This is a genomic window from Mycolicibacter longobardus (assembly GCF_002102265.1).
GTDB lineage: Bacteria > Actinomycetota > Actinomycetes > Mycobacteriales > Mycobacteriaceae > Mycobacterium > Mycobacterium longobardum.
The window spans coordinates 101,168-117,849 of the sequence record NZ_LQPG01000027.1 but is presented as its reverse complement, the minus strand read 5'-3'; the positions used below and the strand labels follow the sequence as shown (position 1 = coordinate 117,849).

The window sequence follows — 16,682 nt, the reverse complement described above, 5'->3', positions numbered from 1 at the left end:
TCAGCGACACACCCGATATCAGGTCCGGCACCATCGGCCCAGCACCCCGAAACCCCACCACGCCAGGGGACTTACCCTCGCGAAGACCATCGCTGCCGTGTACAGGGTGAGTGTCTCCCAGGCCCGGCTGTCGTGCCGCAGCGACAACATCAGCCGGCCGACGTAGCCGCTCAGAAATATCATCAAAGCGCCGAGCGTCACCTCGAAGGTGGTCAACCAGCCGTCGCCGGTCAGGCTGGCGAACATGTCCGGCTCGTAGCCCCGTTTGGACTTGACGAACGACACCGCCATGACCGCTACGCTCGCCGCCACCGGCACCTGGAGATGCTTGCGCATGATCAGCGGCACATGAGCGGGATCGGTGAGTCGCACCAGCATGTGGTAGATGTTCGCGAGCACTCCCGCGATCAGGCAGAGTACGGCGAGAACCTGCTGGACGTTCCATAGGCCCAGGCATTCGTGCAGTGGCGGGGCCAGCGTGTGGCCTGCCCACGGCGTCGACAACAGCAGTGCGAGGGCTTCCAGCGCGATGGCCAAGGTGGCGCCGGCTTCCCAACGCGACCACCAGGTGTCGCGGCGAACCCACAGGCAGTAGAGCACCACCGCGAGCGTGGCGAGTACGCATGCAGAGATCATCGCGCGCAGACCACCACCCGATATGCCCTCACGACAGAGCTTGGGGCGGGTTGGACTCTTTGATCGTCCGTCCGCCGGTGGTGAACCATGCCGCCTTGGCCCGCCAGGAGCGGGCCGAGCCGTACGCGAAGATGACCACGGATACGCAAGCGCACACCCAGACCAGGGTGCTTACGTCGGTTGTGGACCAGGTACTGCTCAAGAGGGCCATGATGGCCGCCACCGCGAATGCCGACGACGCTGTGTAGAGCTCGACGGTCTCCTTGGCGCGCGGATCCGACCGCAGGACCAACAGCACCCGCGTCGCATAGGCCGACAGGTAGATGAGCAGCCCGCACATCAGCACCCAGTACGCGTTCAGCCAGGCGCCGCCGTCACCGGTCGCAAAGCCGTGGGGGCGGTAGTCGGCGTCGGCGGCGAGGAATGTCGCCGTCATCGCGACTATGCCGATCTGCACCGGTCGCAGCACCTGCCGGCGGAACATCGGCCGGATCCGTTCGGAGTCGGACAGCCGCGCCAGTACGTGGTAGATGTTCGCCGCGATGGCGACGACGAAGCAGATGTGGCCGGCCAGCTGCTGAATGTTCCACGTCCGCATGACGGCGTGTATCGAGGGCCCGAGCGTCTCGGCCGCCCACGGCGACATCAGCACCAGCGCGCAGGTCTCCAATGCGATCGCCAGGGTGATGCCGATCTCCCACCGCGACCACCAGGTGTCGCGGCGCACCCACAGGCTGTACAGCGCCACCAGCACGGTGGCACCGATCAACGCCGACGTCATGCGTCGAAGGTACTTCCCGGAGGCCCCTTTAGACGGGAGGTTTGTCCAGATCCGCCTTCAGATCACCGAGGCGCAGCGGGCGCGACGACGATTCCAGGTACTCCGCGACGGCGTCGTGCTCGATCAAACCGAACCGAACCTGCAGGTCTACGGGGTTCAACCCGAAGTACCTGGCGACCCGGATCAGATTGTCGGCGCTGATCAGCCGGCCTTCGTGTGCCGCCTTGTAGTAGGCGGATTTGCGGTAGCCGAATGCCTCGTAGACCTCGGTCGCTCCTAGCGGCCTGCCAACGAGGTATGGCAACACTACGGTTGGGTCCTTGTGACGATCGTCCACAGCAATAAACCTTAGCTCGGCTTCGTAGACCGCACAACCACTTCGTCGTAATTGCGGTGCGAATTTCGCCCTAAAACCTACCGGAGGTCAGAAATTCCAGCATCGCCCGGGCTGCGATCCTGGTTCCGAGCGGTATAGCTGACAGGTCGACGACATATTTCGGGGAGTGGGGAGTATAAGGGAAAAGTTGGCCGCGTGTGGCGGCTTCGGCGCACAATTGCGGATCGGCCACCCCGACCAGAAGGTAGGCCAGCGGCACATCATGATGTGGCCCCTTGAGCAGGTGACAGTCTTCCGAACCGGTCAACGCGGGCAGTTGGCGCACGACGTTGTCCGCGCCGAGCATGCCGCCCAGCGCGGTGGCCAGCCGGTCGGTGAGGGCGTCGTCATTGACCAGCGGGGTGGAGCCGCCGGCCATGGTGATCTCCGGCATCCGGTCGTCGGGCATGCCGTAGCCGCTGGCCACCCCGGCGCAGATCGCCCGGATCCCGGTGAGCATCTGCTCGCGCACGGCGGGGTTGAACCAGCGCAGGTTGACCTTGAGCAGCGCCCGGTCCGGGATGACGTTGTAGGCGGTGCCGGCCTGAATCGAGCCGACGGTCAGCACCGCGGCCTCGCTCGGTGGGACGGTGCGGCTGACGATGCTCTGGAACTGCACCACCGCCTGCGCAGCCATCAGCACCGGATCCCGGGCCAGCTGAGGCATCGACCCGTGCCCGCCGACGCCGTGGAACACGATGTCGAGCTGGTCGGTGCCCGCCATCCGCTCCCCGCCGGCCGCGGCGACCATGCCCACCCGGACGGGCGCGGTGTGCATAGCGATGAACACGTCCGGTTTGGGGGCGACGTCGTAGAGGCCGTCGTCGACCATGGCCGCGGCGCCGCTGATCAGCTCCTCGGCGGGTTGGCCGACCAGCACCGCGGTGCCCGACCAGAAGTCGGTGGTCTCAGCGAGCACCTTGGCCAACCCCAACATCCAGGTCACGTGTGCGTCATGGCCGCACATGTGGCCCAGCGACGGATCGCTGCTGGCGTAGTCCAGGCCGGTGGCCTCCGGCACCCGCAGCGCGTCCATGTCGGCGCGGTACATCACCACCGGGCCGGGCCCGTTGGCCAGCACAGCCACCACCCCGGTTCGGGCGATCCCGGTGGTCACGGTGAATCCGAGGTCGCTCAGCGCCTGCGCGATGATCCGCGCGGTGCGCACCTCGTTGAAGCCCAACTCGGGATGGCGGTGCAGATCTTTGAACACCTCGATCAGCCGACGGCTGTCGGCCGCAACGATCCGCTCGATCGTGTCGAGGTGCCCGGTCACGCGCCGCTCGCTATCAGTGCTTGGGCCCGCTCGAAGAGCCAGACGGCGGCCTCGTGCAACTGGTCGCCGACTTCCTGCTGCGCCATGCCCGCCGAGGCTCGGGCCAGCGTTCCCTCGATCACGATGGCCAGCTTGAAACTGGCCAGCACCGTGTACCAGCCGATGTGCGACAGGTCGCGCGAGCTGCCCGCGGCGTAGCGCTGCACCAGATCGTCGGTCGAGGCGAGTCCGTCCATACCGGTCAGGGTGTGGCTGAACACGCTGGACCCGTCATCCTGGCGCCAGGTGGCCAACAGCCAGCCCAGGTCCAGCAGCGGATCGCCGATGGTCGACATCTCCCAGTCCACGATCGCCACCACATCCGGTCCGGTGGGGGAGAACATCACGTTGGCCGCGTGGTAGTCGCCGTGCAGGATGCCCGGCTGCCACGAGGCGGGCACATTGCGCTGCAGCCAGGCCGCGACATCATCGAGCCCGGGCAGGTCGGGCCCCGGATAGTTCTCGAACTGCCGGTAGGAGTCCAGCTCCGAAAGCCACCGCGGCACTTGGCGTTCCAGGAAACCGTCCGGCTTGCCGTAGTCGGCGAGCCCCACCGCGACATGGTCGACGGCGCCGAGCTTGGCCAGCGAGTCGGCCATCGAGATCCCCATCGCGTAGCGCACCGCGGGGTCGCCGGCGTGCAGGGCGGGCAGGTCGCCGCTGGCGTTGAACCCGTCCACCGGTTCCATCAGGTAGAACACCGCGTCACCGAGCACCGCCGGGTCGTCGCAGACCGCGATCAGCGGCGGGTGCGGCACGTCGGTGCCGGCCAGCGCGGCCAGCAGCCGGGTCTCTCGCAGCATCACCGCGTTGCTGCGCGGCCGCAGGTGCCGCGGGCCCCGCCGCAGCACATAGCTGCGACCCGATCGAGTGAACCGAAGCATGACGTTCTGGGTTCCGCCCGCCAACTCCGTGACGTCGTCCAGCGGACCCTCGCCCAGGCCCCGGCCGGACATCCACTCCGCCACCGCTTCGAGGTTCACGGGTCCTGAAACTACCCCGGATCCCGTTCGGGAGTCGGCGGATCACGCCCGGCCGGACCCGGCGGGGTGGAGCAGGAGTATTTGCCCGGCTTTGCGCGACAACGTGGCTCACAACCGCCGGTTGTCGCGCGTAGCCGGGCACCACACAGGTGTCAGCCCTTGGGGTGCACCTGCTGGGAGATGGTCTGCACCCGGATCGAGTCGCCGTCGAACAGGAAGGTGTCCACGCCGTCGACGCCGAAAGTCGGCGCGTCCAGCGTCCATTCCAGCAGCAGCACGTCGCCGTGGTAGGTCTGCGACTTGATCTCGAACGCCGCGTCGGCCAGCGCGTCGGAAAGCTGGCTGAAGGCCGCCCGGATGCCGTCGCGGCCCCGGGCGACCCCGGCGGCGGTGACCAGCGCGGAATCGTCGGTGTAGTCGACCAGCAGTTCGTCGACGTCGCGGGCGAGCAGCGCTTGGATGTGGTGGTCGAAGATTTCCTGCGGTGTGCGTGCCATGCGACGAAGATATCTGCGCGACCGACATACTGGAACGTGATGACGGCGCCACGGGGATCGGTCGAACGTGTCGTGATGTCGCGTGCCGACGGTAAGCCCATCACCGCGCTGGTGGTCGACGACGAGGCCGTGCTGGCCGAGATGGTCTCGATGGCGCTGCGCTATGAGGGCTGGACCACCGCGACGGCCGGGGACGGTGCTTCGGCGATCGCCGCCGCCAAAGCCGAACGCCCCGACGTGGTGGTGCTCGACGTGATGCTGCCCGACATGAGCGGGCTGGACGTGCTGGAAAAGCTGCGTGAGGTCAACCCTCGGCTGCCGGTGCTGTTCCTGACCGCCAAGGACGGGCTGGAGGACCGCATCGCCGGGTTGGCCGCCGGCGGTGACGACTACGTCACCAAGCCGTTCAGCATCGAGGAGGTGGTGTTGCGGCTGCGGGCGCTGTTGCGCCGCACCGGGGTGGGCATCGCTGATGGTGGCTCCCAGATCGTGGTCGGTGATCTGGTGCTCGACGAGGACTCCCACGAGGTGACCCGCGGCGGTGACCCGATCACGTTGACGTCCACCGAATTCGAGCTGCTGCGCTACCTGATGCACAACGCCAAGCGGGTGCTGTCCAAGGCGCAGATCCTGGATCGGGTGTGGGACTACGACTTCGGCGGCCGGGCCAACATCGTCGAGCTCTACATCTCCTACCTGCGCAAGAAGATCGACAACGGCCGCCCACCGATGATCCATACGCTGCGCGGCGCAGGCTATGTGCTCAAGCCGGCGCCCTGAATCGCCGCGAGCCGGCGTCGCGCGACCATGGTCGCTGCGGGCGCGGCTGCTGGTCGGCCAGATCGGATTGCTCACCGTGGCCTGCCTCGGTATCGGCGCGGTGACGGAGTTGGCGCTCTACCAGTACCTGGTCGGTCAACTCGACCACCAGCTCTCCGACGCCTCGCGCCGCTCGGCACGCCTGCACGGCCACCCCCCGCCGCCGCTGGGGCACCGTGGTCACCGACCCCGGCCGGGACCGGGCCCCGACTTCCTTGACGCGCCGGGTCAGCCGGCCGGCATGGTCGGTGCGGTGGTGGAACCGGGGGGCTCCACGCAGGACGGTGACGGCCCGGACATCGATGCCGGTTACCTGAGCATCTCCGGCCTGCGCGAGAGTCTGAGCCCCTCGGCCACAACGCAATTGACTGACATCGCCGCCGGCTCCGAGCCGGTGACCCGGCGCCTGGACGGGGTCGGCCGCTACCGGGTGGTCGCGACGGCCGCCCGGCACAGTGATGACGTGATCGTCATCGGGCTGCCGCTGGCGGCCGTGGACGCCACCATGGTGCGGGTGCTGCTGATCTTCGGGTTGGTCACCCTGGTCGCGGTGGCCGCCGCGGCGACGGCCGGCAGCGTGGTCATCCGGCGGGCGCTGGCCCCGCTGCGCCGTGTTGCACAGACCGCCGGCGAAGTCGCCGACCTGCCGTTGGACCGCGGCGAGGCGGCCCTGCCGGTGCGGGTCGCCGAAGTCGACGCCAACCCCCGCACCGAGGTCGGGCAGCTGGGTGCCGCGGTCAACCGGATGCTCGACCACATCGCCGCCGCGCTGTCCACCCGGCAGGACAGCGAGACCCGGGTGCGTCAGTTCGTCGCGGACGCCAGCCATGAGCTGCGTACCCCGCTGACCGCGATCCGTGGTTACACCGAGCTGGCGCAACGGATTCCGGTGTCCGACGGCGCAGACGCCGAAGCCCTGTCGCACGCCCTGAGCCGGGTGCAGTCCGAAACCGAGCGGATGACGCAGCTGGTCGAGGATCTGCTGCTGCTGGCCCGGCTGGACTCCGGCCGGCCGTTGGAGCATGAGCCGGTGGACCTGTCGCGGCTGGCGGTCGACGCGGTCAGCGACGCCCATGTCGGCGGCCCGGACCACCAGTGGCAGCTGGACCTGCCCGACGAGCCGGTGACGGTCCCCGGCGATGCCGCCCGGCTGCACCAGGTGCTGACCAACCTGCTCACCAACGCCCGGGTCCACACCGGCGCGGGAACCGCGGTGACGCTGCGGCTGGGTGTCGACGGCGCCGACGCGGTGCTCAGCGTGACCGACGACGGCCCCGGGATCTCGGCGGAGTTCCTGCCGGAGATCTTCCAGCGGTTCGCCCGCGGCGACACCTCGCGATCCCGTAAGGGCGGCAGCACCGGGCTCGGGTTGGCGATCGCGGCGGCGGTGGTCCGGGCGCACCGCGGGACCATCGGTGTGACCAGCGTGCCGGGCCGCACCGAGTTCACCGTGCGCCTGCCCCGGTAGCGCCTTTCTCCCGCGAGCTGCGGCCACCTCCCCCTCCGCGAGTGTGCGTGTTTGCACGTCGACACGCCGGGTGTGGCGTACATCTGCGCACGCTCGCCCGGGTTTGCCTTGCCCGCACGGCGGGTAGGCGACTGGCATGAATCCCGAACTGCCACCCGAACCGGGCCGGCCGGAAGAGCCGCCGCACCGGCGTGTTCCCGAGGAACCGCCGGAACGACTGGTGCCCGCCGACCCGCCGGAGCGGCTGGCCCCCGAAGAAGTGCCGGAGCGGCTGGTCCCCGAGGACCCGCCGTCGCAGCCCGAAGACCCACCGGAGACGTGATCCCATGCGTGCTGAAGAAGGCGACGAATCCATCCGCGACTACGCCCATGAGGCCCGGGAGACCCGCGCTCACGTCGACCGCCGATCGTGGCCGACGAGGCTGCGTCACGCGCTGAGCGCTTTGATGCGGCGCCGTTGACGCGCCAACCGCCCCCAGCAATGGCACGCTGAACGTCATGGAACACCAGCCGGTCAGCGCGACGGTCGAGGCCGCGCACAGTGAACACCTCAGGACGCTGCCCTTCGAGGACACAACGGATTTCGAGGACGCCGACCGCGGCTTTATCGCCGCGTTGACGCCGTGCGTCATCACCGCGGCCGACGGCCGGGTGGTGTGGGACAACGACAGCTACGACTTCGTCGCCGGCCAGCCGCCGACGTCGGTGCATCCGTCGCTGTGGCGCCAGTCCCAGCTGGCTGCCAAGCAGGGCCTCTACGAAGTGGTCGAGGGCATCTACCAGGTGCGCGGCTTCGACCTCTCCAACATCACCTTCGTCGAGGGCGACTCCGGGGTCATCGTCATCGATCCGCTGATCTCCACCGAGGTCGCTGCCGCAGCGCTGGCGCTCTACCGAGAACACCGCGGTGGCGACCGCCCCGTCACCGCCGTCATCTACACCCACAGTCACGTCGACCATTTCGGCGGCGTGCTGGGCGTGACTTCGCAGGCCGACGTCGATGCCGGCCGGGTGGCCGTCATCGCCCCGGAGGGCTTTATCGAACATGCGGTGTCGGAGAACGTCTACGCCGGCACCGCGATGGCGCGGCGCGCCGGCTACATGTACGGCACCATGCTGGCGCGCGGCCCGCACGGGCAGGTCGGGTGCGGGCTGGGTCAGAACACCTCGACCGGGGAGGTTTCGGTCATCGTCCCGACTGTCACCATCTCTCACACCGGTGAGACCCACACCGTCGACGGCGTCGCGATCGAGTTTCAAATGGCGCCGGGCAGTGAGGCACCGGCCGAGATGCACTTCTACTTCCCGCAGTTCCGGGCGCTGTGCATGGCCGAGAACGCCACCCACAATCAGCACAACCTGTTGACGCTGCGCGGCGCGCTGGTGCGTGACCCGCGTGCTTGGGCGGGGTACCTCACCGAGGCCATCGACACCTTCGCCGGACGGGCCGATGTCGTCTTCGCCTCGCACCACTGGCCGACCTGGGGCGCCGAGCGAATCGCGGAATACCTGGCGTTGCAACGTGATCTCTACGCCTACCTACACGATCAGACGTTGCGACTGCTGAACCAGGGCCACACCGGCACCGAGATCGCCGAACAGTTCCGACTGCCCCCCGCGCTGGAACGCGCCTGGCACGCCCGCGGCTACTACGGCTCGGTCAGCCACAACGTCAAGGCCGTCTACCAGCGCTATTTGGGCTGGTTCGACGGCAATCCGGCCCGGCTGTGGCCGCACCCGCCGGAGGCAGCCGGCCCACGCTACGTCGCGGCGCTGGGCGGAGTGGACCGGGTGGTGGAGCTGGCCGAAGCCGCGTTCGATGACGGTGACTTCCGTTGGGCAGCAACCCTACTCGACCATGCGGTGTTCACCGATGCCGAGCACGCCGGGGCCCGCAGGCTCTACGCCGACACGCTCGAACAACTGGCCTACGGCGCGGAGAACGCGACCTGGCGAAACTTCTTCCTGTCCGGGGCCGCCGAGCTGCGCGGCGGGGTGCTGGGCACCGCGGTGGACACTACATCGACGTCGATGCTCACTCAGCTCGCAGTGGAGCAGATCTTCGACACCCTGGCCATCCGGGTCAACGGGCCGCGGGCCTGGGATCTGGAGCTGGCCCTGGACGTCTCGTTCGCCGACACCGGCGTCAACTACCGCCTGACCCTGCGCAACGGAGTGCTGGTGCACCGCAAGGTGCCTGCGGACCCGGGCAGCGCGGACGTCACCATAACTGCGGGCACCAAACTGGCGCTGCTCGCGGCGCTGCTGGGCAAGCAACAGCTGGAGGTCTCCGGCGACCAGACTGCGTGGGCGAAACTGCTGGGCGTGCTGGACCGTGCGGATCCGAATTTCAACATCGTCACCCCGTGACGCCGGGTTTGCCGCTGCCTTTAGGGTGACAGGCGTGCAGTTGCTGCTTATCCGCCACGCCCTCCCGCTGCGCAGCGAGTATGGCCAGGGTTCGGACCCCGAGCTGTCCGAGACCGGGTTCGCCCAGGCCCGGCGCCTGCCGGACGCGCTGGCGCGCTACCCGATCACCCGGCTGGTCAGCAGCCCGCAGCTGCGGGCCATTCAGACCGCCGAACCGCTGGCAGCCGAGCGCGCACTGACCGTCGACATCGATGAGCGGTTCGCCGAATACGACCGGGATCTGGCCGGGTATCTGCCCGTTGAGCAGCTGCGCACCGAGCGGCCGCAGGACTGGGCCCGGATGGCCCAGGGCCACCTGCCCGGCGAGGTCGACGAGGCCGCCTTCTGCGCGCGGGTCGCCGAGGCCGTCGCCGACGTGGCGGCCGGGTCTGGTCCCGACGACACCGTCGCGGTGTTCAGCCACGGCGGCGTGATCAACGTGGTGCTGCACCAGATTCTGGGCACCCAGCGGTTGCTGTCGTTTCCCATCGACTACGTGTCGATCACCCGGCTGCTGTATTCGCGGTCCGGGCAGGCCGCGGTGGCATCGACGAACGGCACCGAGCACGTCTGGGACCTGTTGCCACGCAACCAGTCCCGATTCTCCGCCGGCGAAGAAAGCACCGCGGCCGCGGACTGATCTACCGCCGGGCGGCGAGTGACTTCTTGGCCGCGCGACGTAGCTGGAAGATCCGGGCGGTCCCGACCAGGGCGGTGACCAGGCCGCCGGAGATTGCCGCCAGCAGGATCGCCACCCCCGTCGGCAGGCTCCACGTCCAGGTCAAAAACGCCAGGTCCACCGGACTGGTGTTCTGCGTGACGAACACCAGCAACACGATCAGCACCAGGAAGCCGGCGATCAGCGCGCTCCACAGGGCGCCGGCGCGGGTGAATCCGATGGGCGCCGGAGGAGGCGGTGGTGCGCTGGTTTCGGCCGGCGGCGGGTCGACTGGCACGGACGGATCGCTGCTCATGGGTGACATCTTGCCGGTTCCCGCCCTGAAATGAACTGATTCTCGTCAGTTTGCGCACCGGGGGGCGTCACTGCGGATCGCCGGCCGGTCCCTTACGGTGGTTTGGTGAGCGCAGCCCCGTCCGGCTCCTGGCCGGCGATTCTGACCTGGCGGGCTCCCGACGCCCCGCGAATGGAGTCGGTGCGAGTGCAGCTGTCCGGAAACCGGATCAGGGCCAACGGCCGGATCGTGGCCGGGGCCACCGCGGAGCACCCGGCGTTCGGCGTCTACTACGACCTGCACACCGATGAGTCCGGAGCCACCAAACGGCTGGGGCTGACCGTCACGCTGGCCGAACGGGAACGTCAGCTGGTGATCGCCCGCGACGAAGAGAACATGTGGCTGGTGACCGACGCCCGCGGGCAGTCGCGCGCCGGCTATGACGGTGCCCTGGATATCGACATGCTGTTCAGCCCGTTCTTCAACACGCTGCCGATCCGGCGGGCCCGGCTGCATGAGCGGGCGGCCGCGATCACCCTCCCGACGCTCTACCTGAACCTGCCCGACATGTCGGTGGTGGCGGCGACCGCCAGTTACAGCAGCGTCGGGGCGGGCGGGCCCATCAAGGCGGTGACGCCGGGCACCGATCCGCAGGGCGTCAACGTCACCGTCGACGCCGACGGGTTCGTCATCGACTATCCCGGACTGGCAGTGCGGATCTGATCACCCCGCCGGCCCGGCCGGCGGCGGCCAGTTCCCGGCGCCAGTCCGGGGCACCGATGATGACGGTGACGATCTCGTGGCGCGGAAAGTTGTCGTAGCGCGTGCGCGCGGCGTGCCCGTGATTGACCAGTTCGGCCACCGAGTCCGCCGCTGAGAGCGAGTCCCGGGCGTCGGCCAACAGCGCGATGGCGCGATCCAGCGCCGGCAGCAGTTGCTGCCAGTTGGCCTCGCACATGGCCCGGACCAGATCCGGCGCCGTCCCCGCCACCCGGGTGCCGTCCCGGAAGGATCCGGCGGCCAGCGCGAAAGCCAGCGGCACGTCGGCGGCGGTGATGGCCAGCGCCTCGGCCAGCAGGTGTGGCAGATGGGAGATGGCGGCCGCGGCCGCGTCGTGTTCCTCGGAGCGGGCCGGTACCGCCACCGATCCGCAGTCCAGGATCAGGTCCAGCACTTCTCCGAACACCACCGGGTCCACGTGGTCGTCGACGCTGATCACCCACGGAGCGCCCTGGAAGAGCCCGGCGTGGCCGGCCGGCCAGCCGGAGTGGGCGGTGCCGGCCATCGGATGGCCTCCGACGAAGCGGGCCTGCAGCCCGGCCGCGGTGATGTTGTCGAGTACCGGGCCCTTGACGCTGGTGACGTCGGTCAGCGGGCACTCCGGCGCCAGCCGGCGGATGGGGTCCAGCAGCATCGGCAGGGCCGGCACCGGGACAGCGACCACGATCAGCGCGCCGGTCTGCGCGGCGCGCGCCAGGGCCGTCTCCAGGTCGGTGGTGGCGTCGAAGCCGTCGGCGACCGCGGCGTTCACCCCGTCCGCGGAACGGTTGTAGCCGAACGTCATCCGGCCCGCCGCCGAGGCGGCACGCAGCACCGAACCGCCTATCAGGCCGAGCCCCAGTACGCATACCGGTGTTTTCGCTGCGCTTGCCACCACCCGTCAAGGTTGGCACACGCTGGTCAAGGGCGTAAACGGCGACTACCGTAGGCGCCCATGGGAGCACAGGGCGCGTCCGCACAGGGCCGCACAGCGGACACGCTGGACGGTTTCGGAGTGGCTGTTGTGCGTGAAGACGGCAAGTGGCGGTGCACGTCGATGCGCCCCGCGGCCCTGACCAGTCTGTCCACCGCGGAGACCGAACTGCGGGAATTGCGCAGCGCGGGAGCGGTCTTCGGTCTGCTCAACGTCGACGACGAGTTCTTCGTGATCATCCGCCCCGGCCCGGCCGGCACCCGGCTGCTGCTCTCGGATGCCACCGCCGCGCTGGACTACGACCTCGCCGATGAGGTGCTGGAGGAGCTCGACGCCGACATCGAGGCCGATGACCTGGAGGATTCCGAGCCTTTCGAGGAGGGTGATCTGGGGGTGCTGTCCGACATCGGACTGCCCGCCGCGGTGCTCGGTGTCATTCTCGACGAGTCGGACCTGGCCGTCGACGAACAGCTGCACCGGATCGCCAGCGAGATGGGATTCGACGAGCAGCTCACCGCGGCGCTGCCGCGACGCGATCGGTGAGCGGCCCGGCGGGCGATGAGGAGCTGATCCGCGCGGCGTTGGCGGCTGCCGCGCAGGCCGGCCCCCGCGATGTGCCGGTGGGCGCGGTGGTGGTGGGGCCTGACGGCACGTTTTTGGCCCAGGCCGCCAATGCCCGCGAAGCCCTCGGGGACCCGACCGCGCACGCCGAGCTGCTGGCGATACGCGCGGCCGCCGCGGTCCTCGGCGACGGCTGGCGGCTGACCGGCGCGACGCTGGCCGTCACCCTGGAACCGTGCACCATGTGCGCCGGTGCGCTGGTGGCCGCCCGGGTGGCCCGGCTGGTGTTCGGGGCGTTCGAACCCAAGACCGGCGCGGTGGGCTCGCTGTGGGACGTGGTGCGTGACCGCCGGCTCAACCACCGCCCGGAGGTGCGCGGCGGGGTGCTGGCGCAGGAGTGTGCTGAGCCCCTGGAAGCGTTCTTCGCCAAGCAGCGATTGGGCTGACGGCACCCTCGTTGGGTAGGCTGTCCCGCGGTGGCGTGTCCGAGCGGCCTAAGGAGCACGCCTCGAAAGCGTGTGTGGGGTAACCCCCCACCGAGGGTTCAAATCCCTCCGCCACCGCCAATTTGCCCCGAGCCTATTAGTGCAGGTAAGGGGCTTATTTCATGTGCCCGGGACCGTGCTTCGGGTGGTCGGTGCCCACACTTTGCCCGCCCACACTTCCGACTAACTTCCCGAGAGGGCTCTACCCTTCAGCGCGAGGTTCGACATGCCTTGACCTGCGATGTCTTCACAAGTGTCAACCAACTTCGCATATCGACCAGAAATGTAAAATTTCCGGCAATTATTTTGCATATGGAACGCAGGCCTGGGATCGTTCAACCCTATGAACAACTGGCGACCGGATCATCCATACAACGAACTCCCGCCTCCCCCCCGCGCTGAAACGCTTGAAACACTCCGAGTCCTCAAGGCTGCCATCGGCGCAAATAGAGCGCTCGGCCAGCTAGACCAAGCTGCCGTCTCAATCCCGAACCCGACGGTTCTGATCAACTCCCTTCCCGTTCTAGAGGCCCAGGCCAGTTCAGAGATCGAGAACGTCGTCACTACCGCGGACGAACTCTTCCGGCACTTGGATGACGATGGGGGCGCCGACCCTGCGACGCGTGAGACCCTGCGTTACCGCACCGCCCTACGCGTCGGCTTCGCGTTAACTGAAGAGCGAGGAGTTACCGCTACAACTGCTGCCGCAATCTGCAGCACGATCAAGGGGCGTGAGATGAAGATCCGTGCCGTTCCCGGCACACGGATCGTGAATCCCACGACCCAAGAAGTCATCTACAGCCCGCCCGAAGGCCGTCACGTCGTCACGGAAAAGCTTGACACGTGGGAGAAGTTTGTTCACTCCGAGGACAAGCTCGACCCGCTCGTACGCATGGCCGCCGCGCACTATCAGTTCGAGGCTATCCATCCGTTCTCCGATGGCAACGGCCGCACCGGCCGAATCTTGAACGTATTGATGCTGGTAGAAGCCGGACTGCTCCGACTGCCTGTTCTTTATCTATCGCGGTACATCATCGACACCAAGAAGGACTACTACCGTCTCCTCCTCGCCGTGACAGTCGAGGATGCATGGGAGGAATGGGTGCTCTATATCCTGGCCGGGATCGAGCAGACATCGAGGTCCACCCTTCGAAAGATCGAAGCCATCCGCGCGCTGCAAGAGGACTTCAAACATAGGGCACGCCTCGCCTCCAAGGGCGGCGCGGACGCCGAGTTTCTGTCCGTCCTCTTCGAACAGCCCTACTGTCGGATCAACACGGTGGTGAACCGTTGCGGTGTCTCGCGCCCCACGGCCACCGCCTGGCTTGGGGCACTTGCGGACGCCGGCATGCTCCAAGACGTCAAAATCGGTCGCGACCGGCTGTTCATCAATAGAGAGTTCCTGCGCGTGCTGGTCCGGCCGGAGCTCACACGTCAGCCGGATGGCGACATGAAAGAAAATTGACAGATCCCGAAAACATTAGAAAAAACGGCCAATAGATTCGCACATCAATGTGATTCAGAACACAAGAGGTGGGGCGGGTCAGGCCCCGCCGGTGCCTCGACGCGCAACCCGCCCCATCGCTCGCGGGGTAGCTTGGCCATGAGATCGTCGAGTCTCGGCGGTGGCATGGGGACCTTCATCAACGCCCTGCTTCCTCGCTGAAACCAAAATTAGGCGGTGTGATTCACCGCGGCCGGTCCACCTCGTAGGTCCCCGCGTCGTCGGCGAACTCCACCAACACCTGGCGTTGCCTGCCGTCCACGGTGACCGCGCAGGTGAAACTGCTGCCCTTCTGCACCCTCGGGTTCACTCCGGTGTTGCACCGGACATCGGTGACCTTGTCGCTGCCGTAGCCGTTGATCGGGTCGGTGAGCACCTGGCGGACGCCGTCTTGCGCGTGGAGCACATCGAGTTCTAGCGGCCCGGTGCCGCTGACGACGCCGCGCAGCACCAACGTCAGCAGCACCGCTATCGCAAGCAGTCCGGTGACGGCGACGCCGATCAGCAGGTCTCGGTTCGACGGACGTTGCGGCTCAGCTTCTTTCGGGGGAGTAGCGGCCGGGCGTGACGGCGCGGGCCGCGACGGCTGGGGTCGGGGAGCCGGCGGCCGGCGGAACTCCAGATACCAGGGCTGCTCGGGCGGCGACGAGGGCGGCGGCTGCGGCCCACGCGGCGGCCGAGGCGGGCGGGGTATCGGTGTGGTCCGCGGCTCAGGTGGCTCGCGCGGGTCTTCTCGCCGGTTCACGGGAACCGCTCGAAGCATCCGTCGGCGTCGCCGTGCAGCCCGGAGCGAAACGCCAGGATCCGGGTGAAACCGGCCGGCACGGTGTTGTCTTCGACGTCGCTGGCGACCACTCCGTTCATCAGCAGGCCGGTGACCGCCTCATCGAGGTCGCCGCCGGCCAGTGTCAGACCCGGACCGGATGACAACGTCATCGGCTCGGCCATCCGGCGCTGGGCCACCCCGGTCAGGCACGCGGTCCGCAGAGCCGCCGTCGCCGATTCCAGCGGGACTTCGCGTTCACGTTGCACCGCAAGGGCATACCGCGAGGTGACGGCGGACAGTCCGGTGTTGTCGCCCTGTGGCATACCGATTGTCGACTGATCCGACGGCGCGCTCATCTCCTGCAGGCCGGGCATGTCGACGACGATGGTGTTGGTCTCCGGGCAGTAGGCCACCGGGTCGGGTTCGTGGCCGCTGGGGCACTTGCCCTTCGTGGCCAGCTCGGGCGGGCGGGACAGCGCGAAGATCTGGCCCAGCTGCTCCATCAGGGTCGACAGCACCGCCTCGTCGATCGTCAGGTCGCTCTGCGGGTTCTCCGAATCGAACAGGGAGCGCGGCAGATCGCCCCGGCGCTTGCGGATTTCGTCGGAGTCGATCTCGGCGCACATCTCGGTGCCGCCGTCGAAGCCGGTCTGAAAGGCGCCGACTCGATCCAGCGCGGTCCCGTGCTCGTCGGAGATCGACACCGGGTTGTCGGGGGTCGAGACCGGGTCGCGGATCGCGATCAGGCCGGCCAGCACGTGATTGAGTCCGTCGCCGGTGCTCAACGTCGCACGCGACGAACTGCCCGCGGCCACCCATCGCAGATACACTCCGGCGAAGCAGTCGGCCTGCTGTTCGCGCACCAGTGTTCGCGTCAGCGGGTGCACGATCCCGGCCATGTTCTGCAGGGCGTGCCCGTACTCATGCGCTAGGGTCCCGTTGATCGCCATGTCGCCGAAGTACTTTCGGGCCGTCGGCAGGAACTTCTCCCGGTCCCAGGCCATCGTGTCCGACCGGCGGCAGTACATCGCGTTCGGCAGGTGGTAGACATCGGCGCCGCACACCGCCGGGTTGTTCGGGTCGGTGGAGTCGTAGGACACCAGCGTCGAGACCGGCTTGAAGTGCCCGCGCAGCGCCTCGGCGTAGTGCTGCGTCCAGAACTCCTCGATGTCGTCTATCGCCAGCAGCGACAGTCGGTCGATCTCGCCGCCGTCGCTGCCCAGCACCCTGGCGGTGACGGGCGGGACGGCACCGCGCGGGCCACTGGGGCCCTCGGCGGTGGGCAGTCCGCCCACCCGTCCGGGGTTGTACAGCATCGATATCGCATGCCCGGTGACCACCGTCGGTGGGTCATCGGAGCAGCCCGCCAGCGCCAACATCAGACCGGCGGCCGCAAAAAATGCTCTGGCGGTGCGGCCCATTTCCCCTCGCGACAT

The 16,682-nt window shown here is 68.2% G+C and carries 20 protein-coding genes and 1 tRNA gene; 11 read left to right on the top strand and 10 right to left on the bottom strand.

Annotated features, from left to right (window positions below; translation table 11 throughout):
• Positions 1 to 18: 18 nt before the first annotated feature.
• The 6 genes from AWC16_RS15110 to AWC16_RS15085 all read right to left on the bottom strand — a co-directional run bounded on the left by AWC16_RS15110 (position 19) and on the right by AWC16_RS15085 (position 4,588).
• Positions 19 to 636 (bottom strand): hypothetical protein, encoded by a 618-nt coding sequence (locus tag AWC16_RS15110; protein ID WP_085265558.1) that lies wholly within the window; start codon positions 634 to 636, stop codon positions 19 to 21.
• Positions 637 to 664: 28 nt separating this feature from the next.
• Positions 665 to 1,417 carry a hypothetical protein gene (locus AWC16_RS15105; RefSeq protein WP_085265557.1) on the bottom strand — a complete coding sequence of 251 codons (753 nt, stop codon included), beginning with the start codon at positions 1,415 to 1,417 and terminating at the stop codon, positions 665 to 667.
• A gap of 28 nt (positions 1,418 to 1,445) precedes the next feature.
• Positions 1,446 to 1,754 (bottom strand): hypothetical protein, encoded by a 309-nt coding sequence (locus tag AWC16_RS15100; RefSeq protein ID WP_019737957.1) that lies wholly within the window; start codon positions 1,752 to 1,754, stop codon positions 1,446 to 1,448.
• A 70-nt stretch (positions 1,755 to 1,824) separates the two neighbouring features.
• Positions 1,825 to 3,069, bottom strand: coding sequence for an amidohydrolase (locus tag AWC16_RS15095; protein ID WP_085265556.1), 1,245 nt, complete (start codon positions 3,067 to 3,069; stop codon positions 1,825 to 1,827).
• Positions 3,066 to 4,064 (bottom strand): phosphotransferase family protein, encoded by a 999-nt coding sequence (locus AWC16_RS15090; protein WP_085265572.1) that lies wholly within the window; start codon positions 4,062 to 4,064, stop codon positions 3,066 to 3,068. The genes AWC16_RS15095 and AWC16_RS15090 overlap by 4 nt, the downstream gene beginning before the upstream one ends.
• Before the next feature lie 179 nt (positions 4,065 to 4,243).
• Positions 4,244 to 4,588: a nuclear transport factor 2 family protein gene (locus AWC16_RS15085; protein ID WP_085265555.1), complete on the bottom strand. Its 345-nt coding sequence runs from the start codon at positions 4,586 to 4,588 to the stop codon at positions 4,244 to 4,246.
• Between the two features lie 75 nt (positions 4,589 to 4,663).
• On the opposite strand from AWC16_RS15085, the gene AWC16_RS15080 reads away from it, so the two are divergent.
• From AWC16_RS15080 to AWC16_RS15060, 6 genes are all read left to right on the top strand, one after another.
• Positions 4,664 to 5,368 (top strand): response regulator transcription factor, encoded by a 705-nt coding sequence (locus tag AWC16_RS15080; protein WP_085265571.1) that lies wholly within the window; start codon positions 4,664 to 4,666, stop codon positions 5,366 to 5,368.
• Entirely contained in the window at positions 5,346 to 6,875 is a 1,530-nt protein-coding gene (locus AWC16_RS15075) for a sensor histidine kinase (RefSeq protein WP_085265554.1), read from the top strand. The genes AWC16_RS15080 and AWC16_RS15075 overlap by 23 nt, the downstream gene beginning before the upstream one ends.
• A 136-nt stretch (positions 6,876 to 7,011) precedes the next feature.
• Complete coding sequence (locus AWC16_RS15070) at positions 7,012 to 7,197, top strand: hypothetical protein (RefSeq protein ID WP_085265553.1); 186 nt, start codon at positions 7,012 to 7,014, stop codon at positions 7,195 to 7,197.
• A 4-nt stretch (positions 7,198 to 7,201) separates the two neighbouring features.
• Positions 7,202 to 7,336, top strand: a complete 135-nt coding sequence (locus tag AWC16_RS25600; protein WP_264017243.1) for a hypothetical protein — start codon at positions 7,202 to 7,204, stop codon at positions 7,334 to 7,336.
• Between the two features lie 37 nt (positions 7,337 to 7,373).
• Positions 7,374 to 9,245, top strand: coding sequence for an alkyl/aryl-sulfatase (locus tag AWC16_RS15065; protein WP_085265552.1), 1,872 nt, complete (start codon positions 7,374 to 7,376; stop codon positions 9,243 to 9,245).
• Between the two features lie 34 nt (positions 9,246 to 9,279).
• Entirely contained in the window at positions 9,280 to 9,924 is a 645-nt protein-coding gene (locus AWC16_RS15060; protein ID WP_085265551.1) for a histidine phosphatase family protein, read from the top strand.
• A 1-nt stretch (position 9,925) separates the two neighbouring features.
• On the opposite strand, the gene AWC16_RS15055 is transcribed toward AWC16_RS15060, so the two are convergent.
• Entirely contained in the window at positions 9,926 to 10,258 is a 333-nt protein-coding gene (locus tag AWC16_RS15055) for a LapA family protein (RefSeq protein ID WP_085265550.1), read from the bottom strand.
• A 105-nt stretch (positions 10,259 to 10,363) separates the two neighbouring features.
• On the opposite strand from AWC16_RS15055, the gene AWC16_RS15050 reads away from it, so the two are divergent.
• Complete coding sequence (locus AWC16_RS15050; protein WP_085265549.1) at positions 10,364 to 10,960, top strand: putative glycolipid-binding domain-containing protein; 597 nt, start codon at positions 10,364 to 10,366, stop codon at positions 10,958 to 10,960.
• Here AWC16_RS15050 and AWC16_RS15045 read toward each other — a convergent pair.
• A complete protein-coding gene (locus AWC16_RS15045) occupies positions 10,926 to 11,894 on the bottom strand; it encodes a prephenate dehydrogenase (RefSeq protein ID WP_085265548.1) in 969 nt (322 codons plus the stop codon). The two genes, AWC16_RS15050 and AWC16_RS15045, sit on opposite strands and share 35 nt — an antisense overlap.
• A gap of 57 nt (positions 11,895 to 11,951) precedes the next feature.
• On the opposite strand from AWC16_RS15045, the gene AWC16_RS15040 reads away from it, so the two are divergent.
• The 4 genes from AWC16_RS15040 to AWC16_RS15025 all read left to right on the top strand — a co-directional run bounded on the left by AWC16_RS15040 (position 11,952) and on the right by AWC16_RS15025 (position 14,441).
• Positions 11,952 to 12,473: a tRNA adenosine deaminase-associated protein gene (locus AWC16_RS15040; protein WP_085265547.1), complete on the top strand. Its 522-nt coding sequence runs from the start codon at positions 11,952 to 11,954 to the stop codon at positions 12,471 to 12,473.
• On the top strand, positions 12,470 to 12,937 hold the full coding sequence (locus AWC16_RS15035; protein WP_085265546.1) for a nucleoside deaminase: 468 nt from the start codon (positions 12,470 to 12,472) through the stop codon (positions 12,935 to 12,937). Before AWC16_RS15040 ends, AWC16_RS15035 begins: the two co-directional genes overlap by 4 nt.
• A gap of 29 nt (positions 12,938 to 12,966) precedes the next feature.
• Positions 12,967 to 13,057: transfer RNA gene (locus AWC16_RS15030), tRNA-Ser, on the top strand.
• Between the two features lie 262 nt (positions 13,058 to 13,319).
• The gene (locus tag AWC16_RS15025) at positions 13,320 to 14,441 is read left to right on the top strand and encodes a Fic family protein (RefSeq protein ID WP_085265545.1); all 1,122 of its coding nucleotides are present in this window, start codon (positions 13,320 to 13,322) and stop codon (positions 14,439 to 14,441) included.
• Between the two features lie 223 nt (positions 14,442 to 14,664).
• Here AWC16_RS15025 and AWC16_RS25595 read toward each other — a convergent pair whose 3' ends face one another.
• Positions 14,665 to 15,225, bottom strand: a complete 561-nt coding sequence (locus AWC16_RS25595; RefSeq protein ID WP_264017242.1) for a DUF4333 domain-containing protein — start codon at positions 15,223 to 15,225, stop codon at positions 14,665 to 14,667.
• A complete protein-coding gene (locus tag AWC16_RS15015; protein WP_234812284.1) occupies positions 15,222 to 16,682 on the bottom strand; it encodes a neutral zinc metallopeptidase in 1,461 nt (486 codons plus the stop codon). Before AWC16_RS15015 ends, AWC16_RS25595 begins: the two co-directional genes overlap by 4 nt.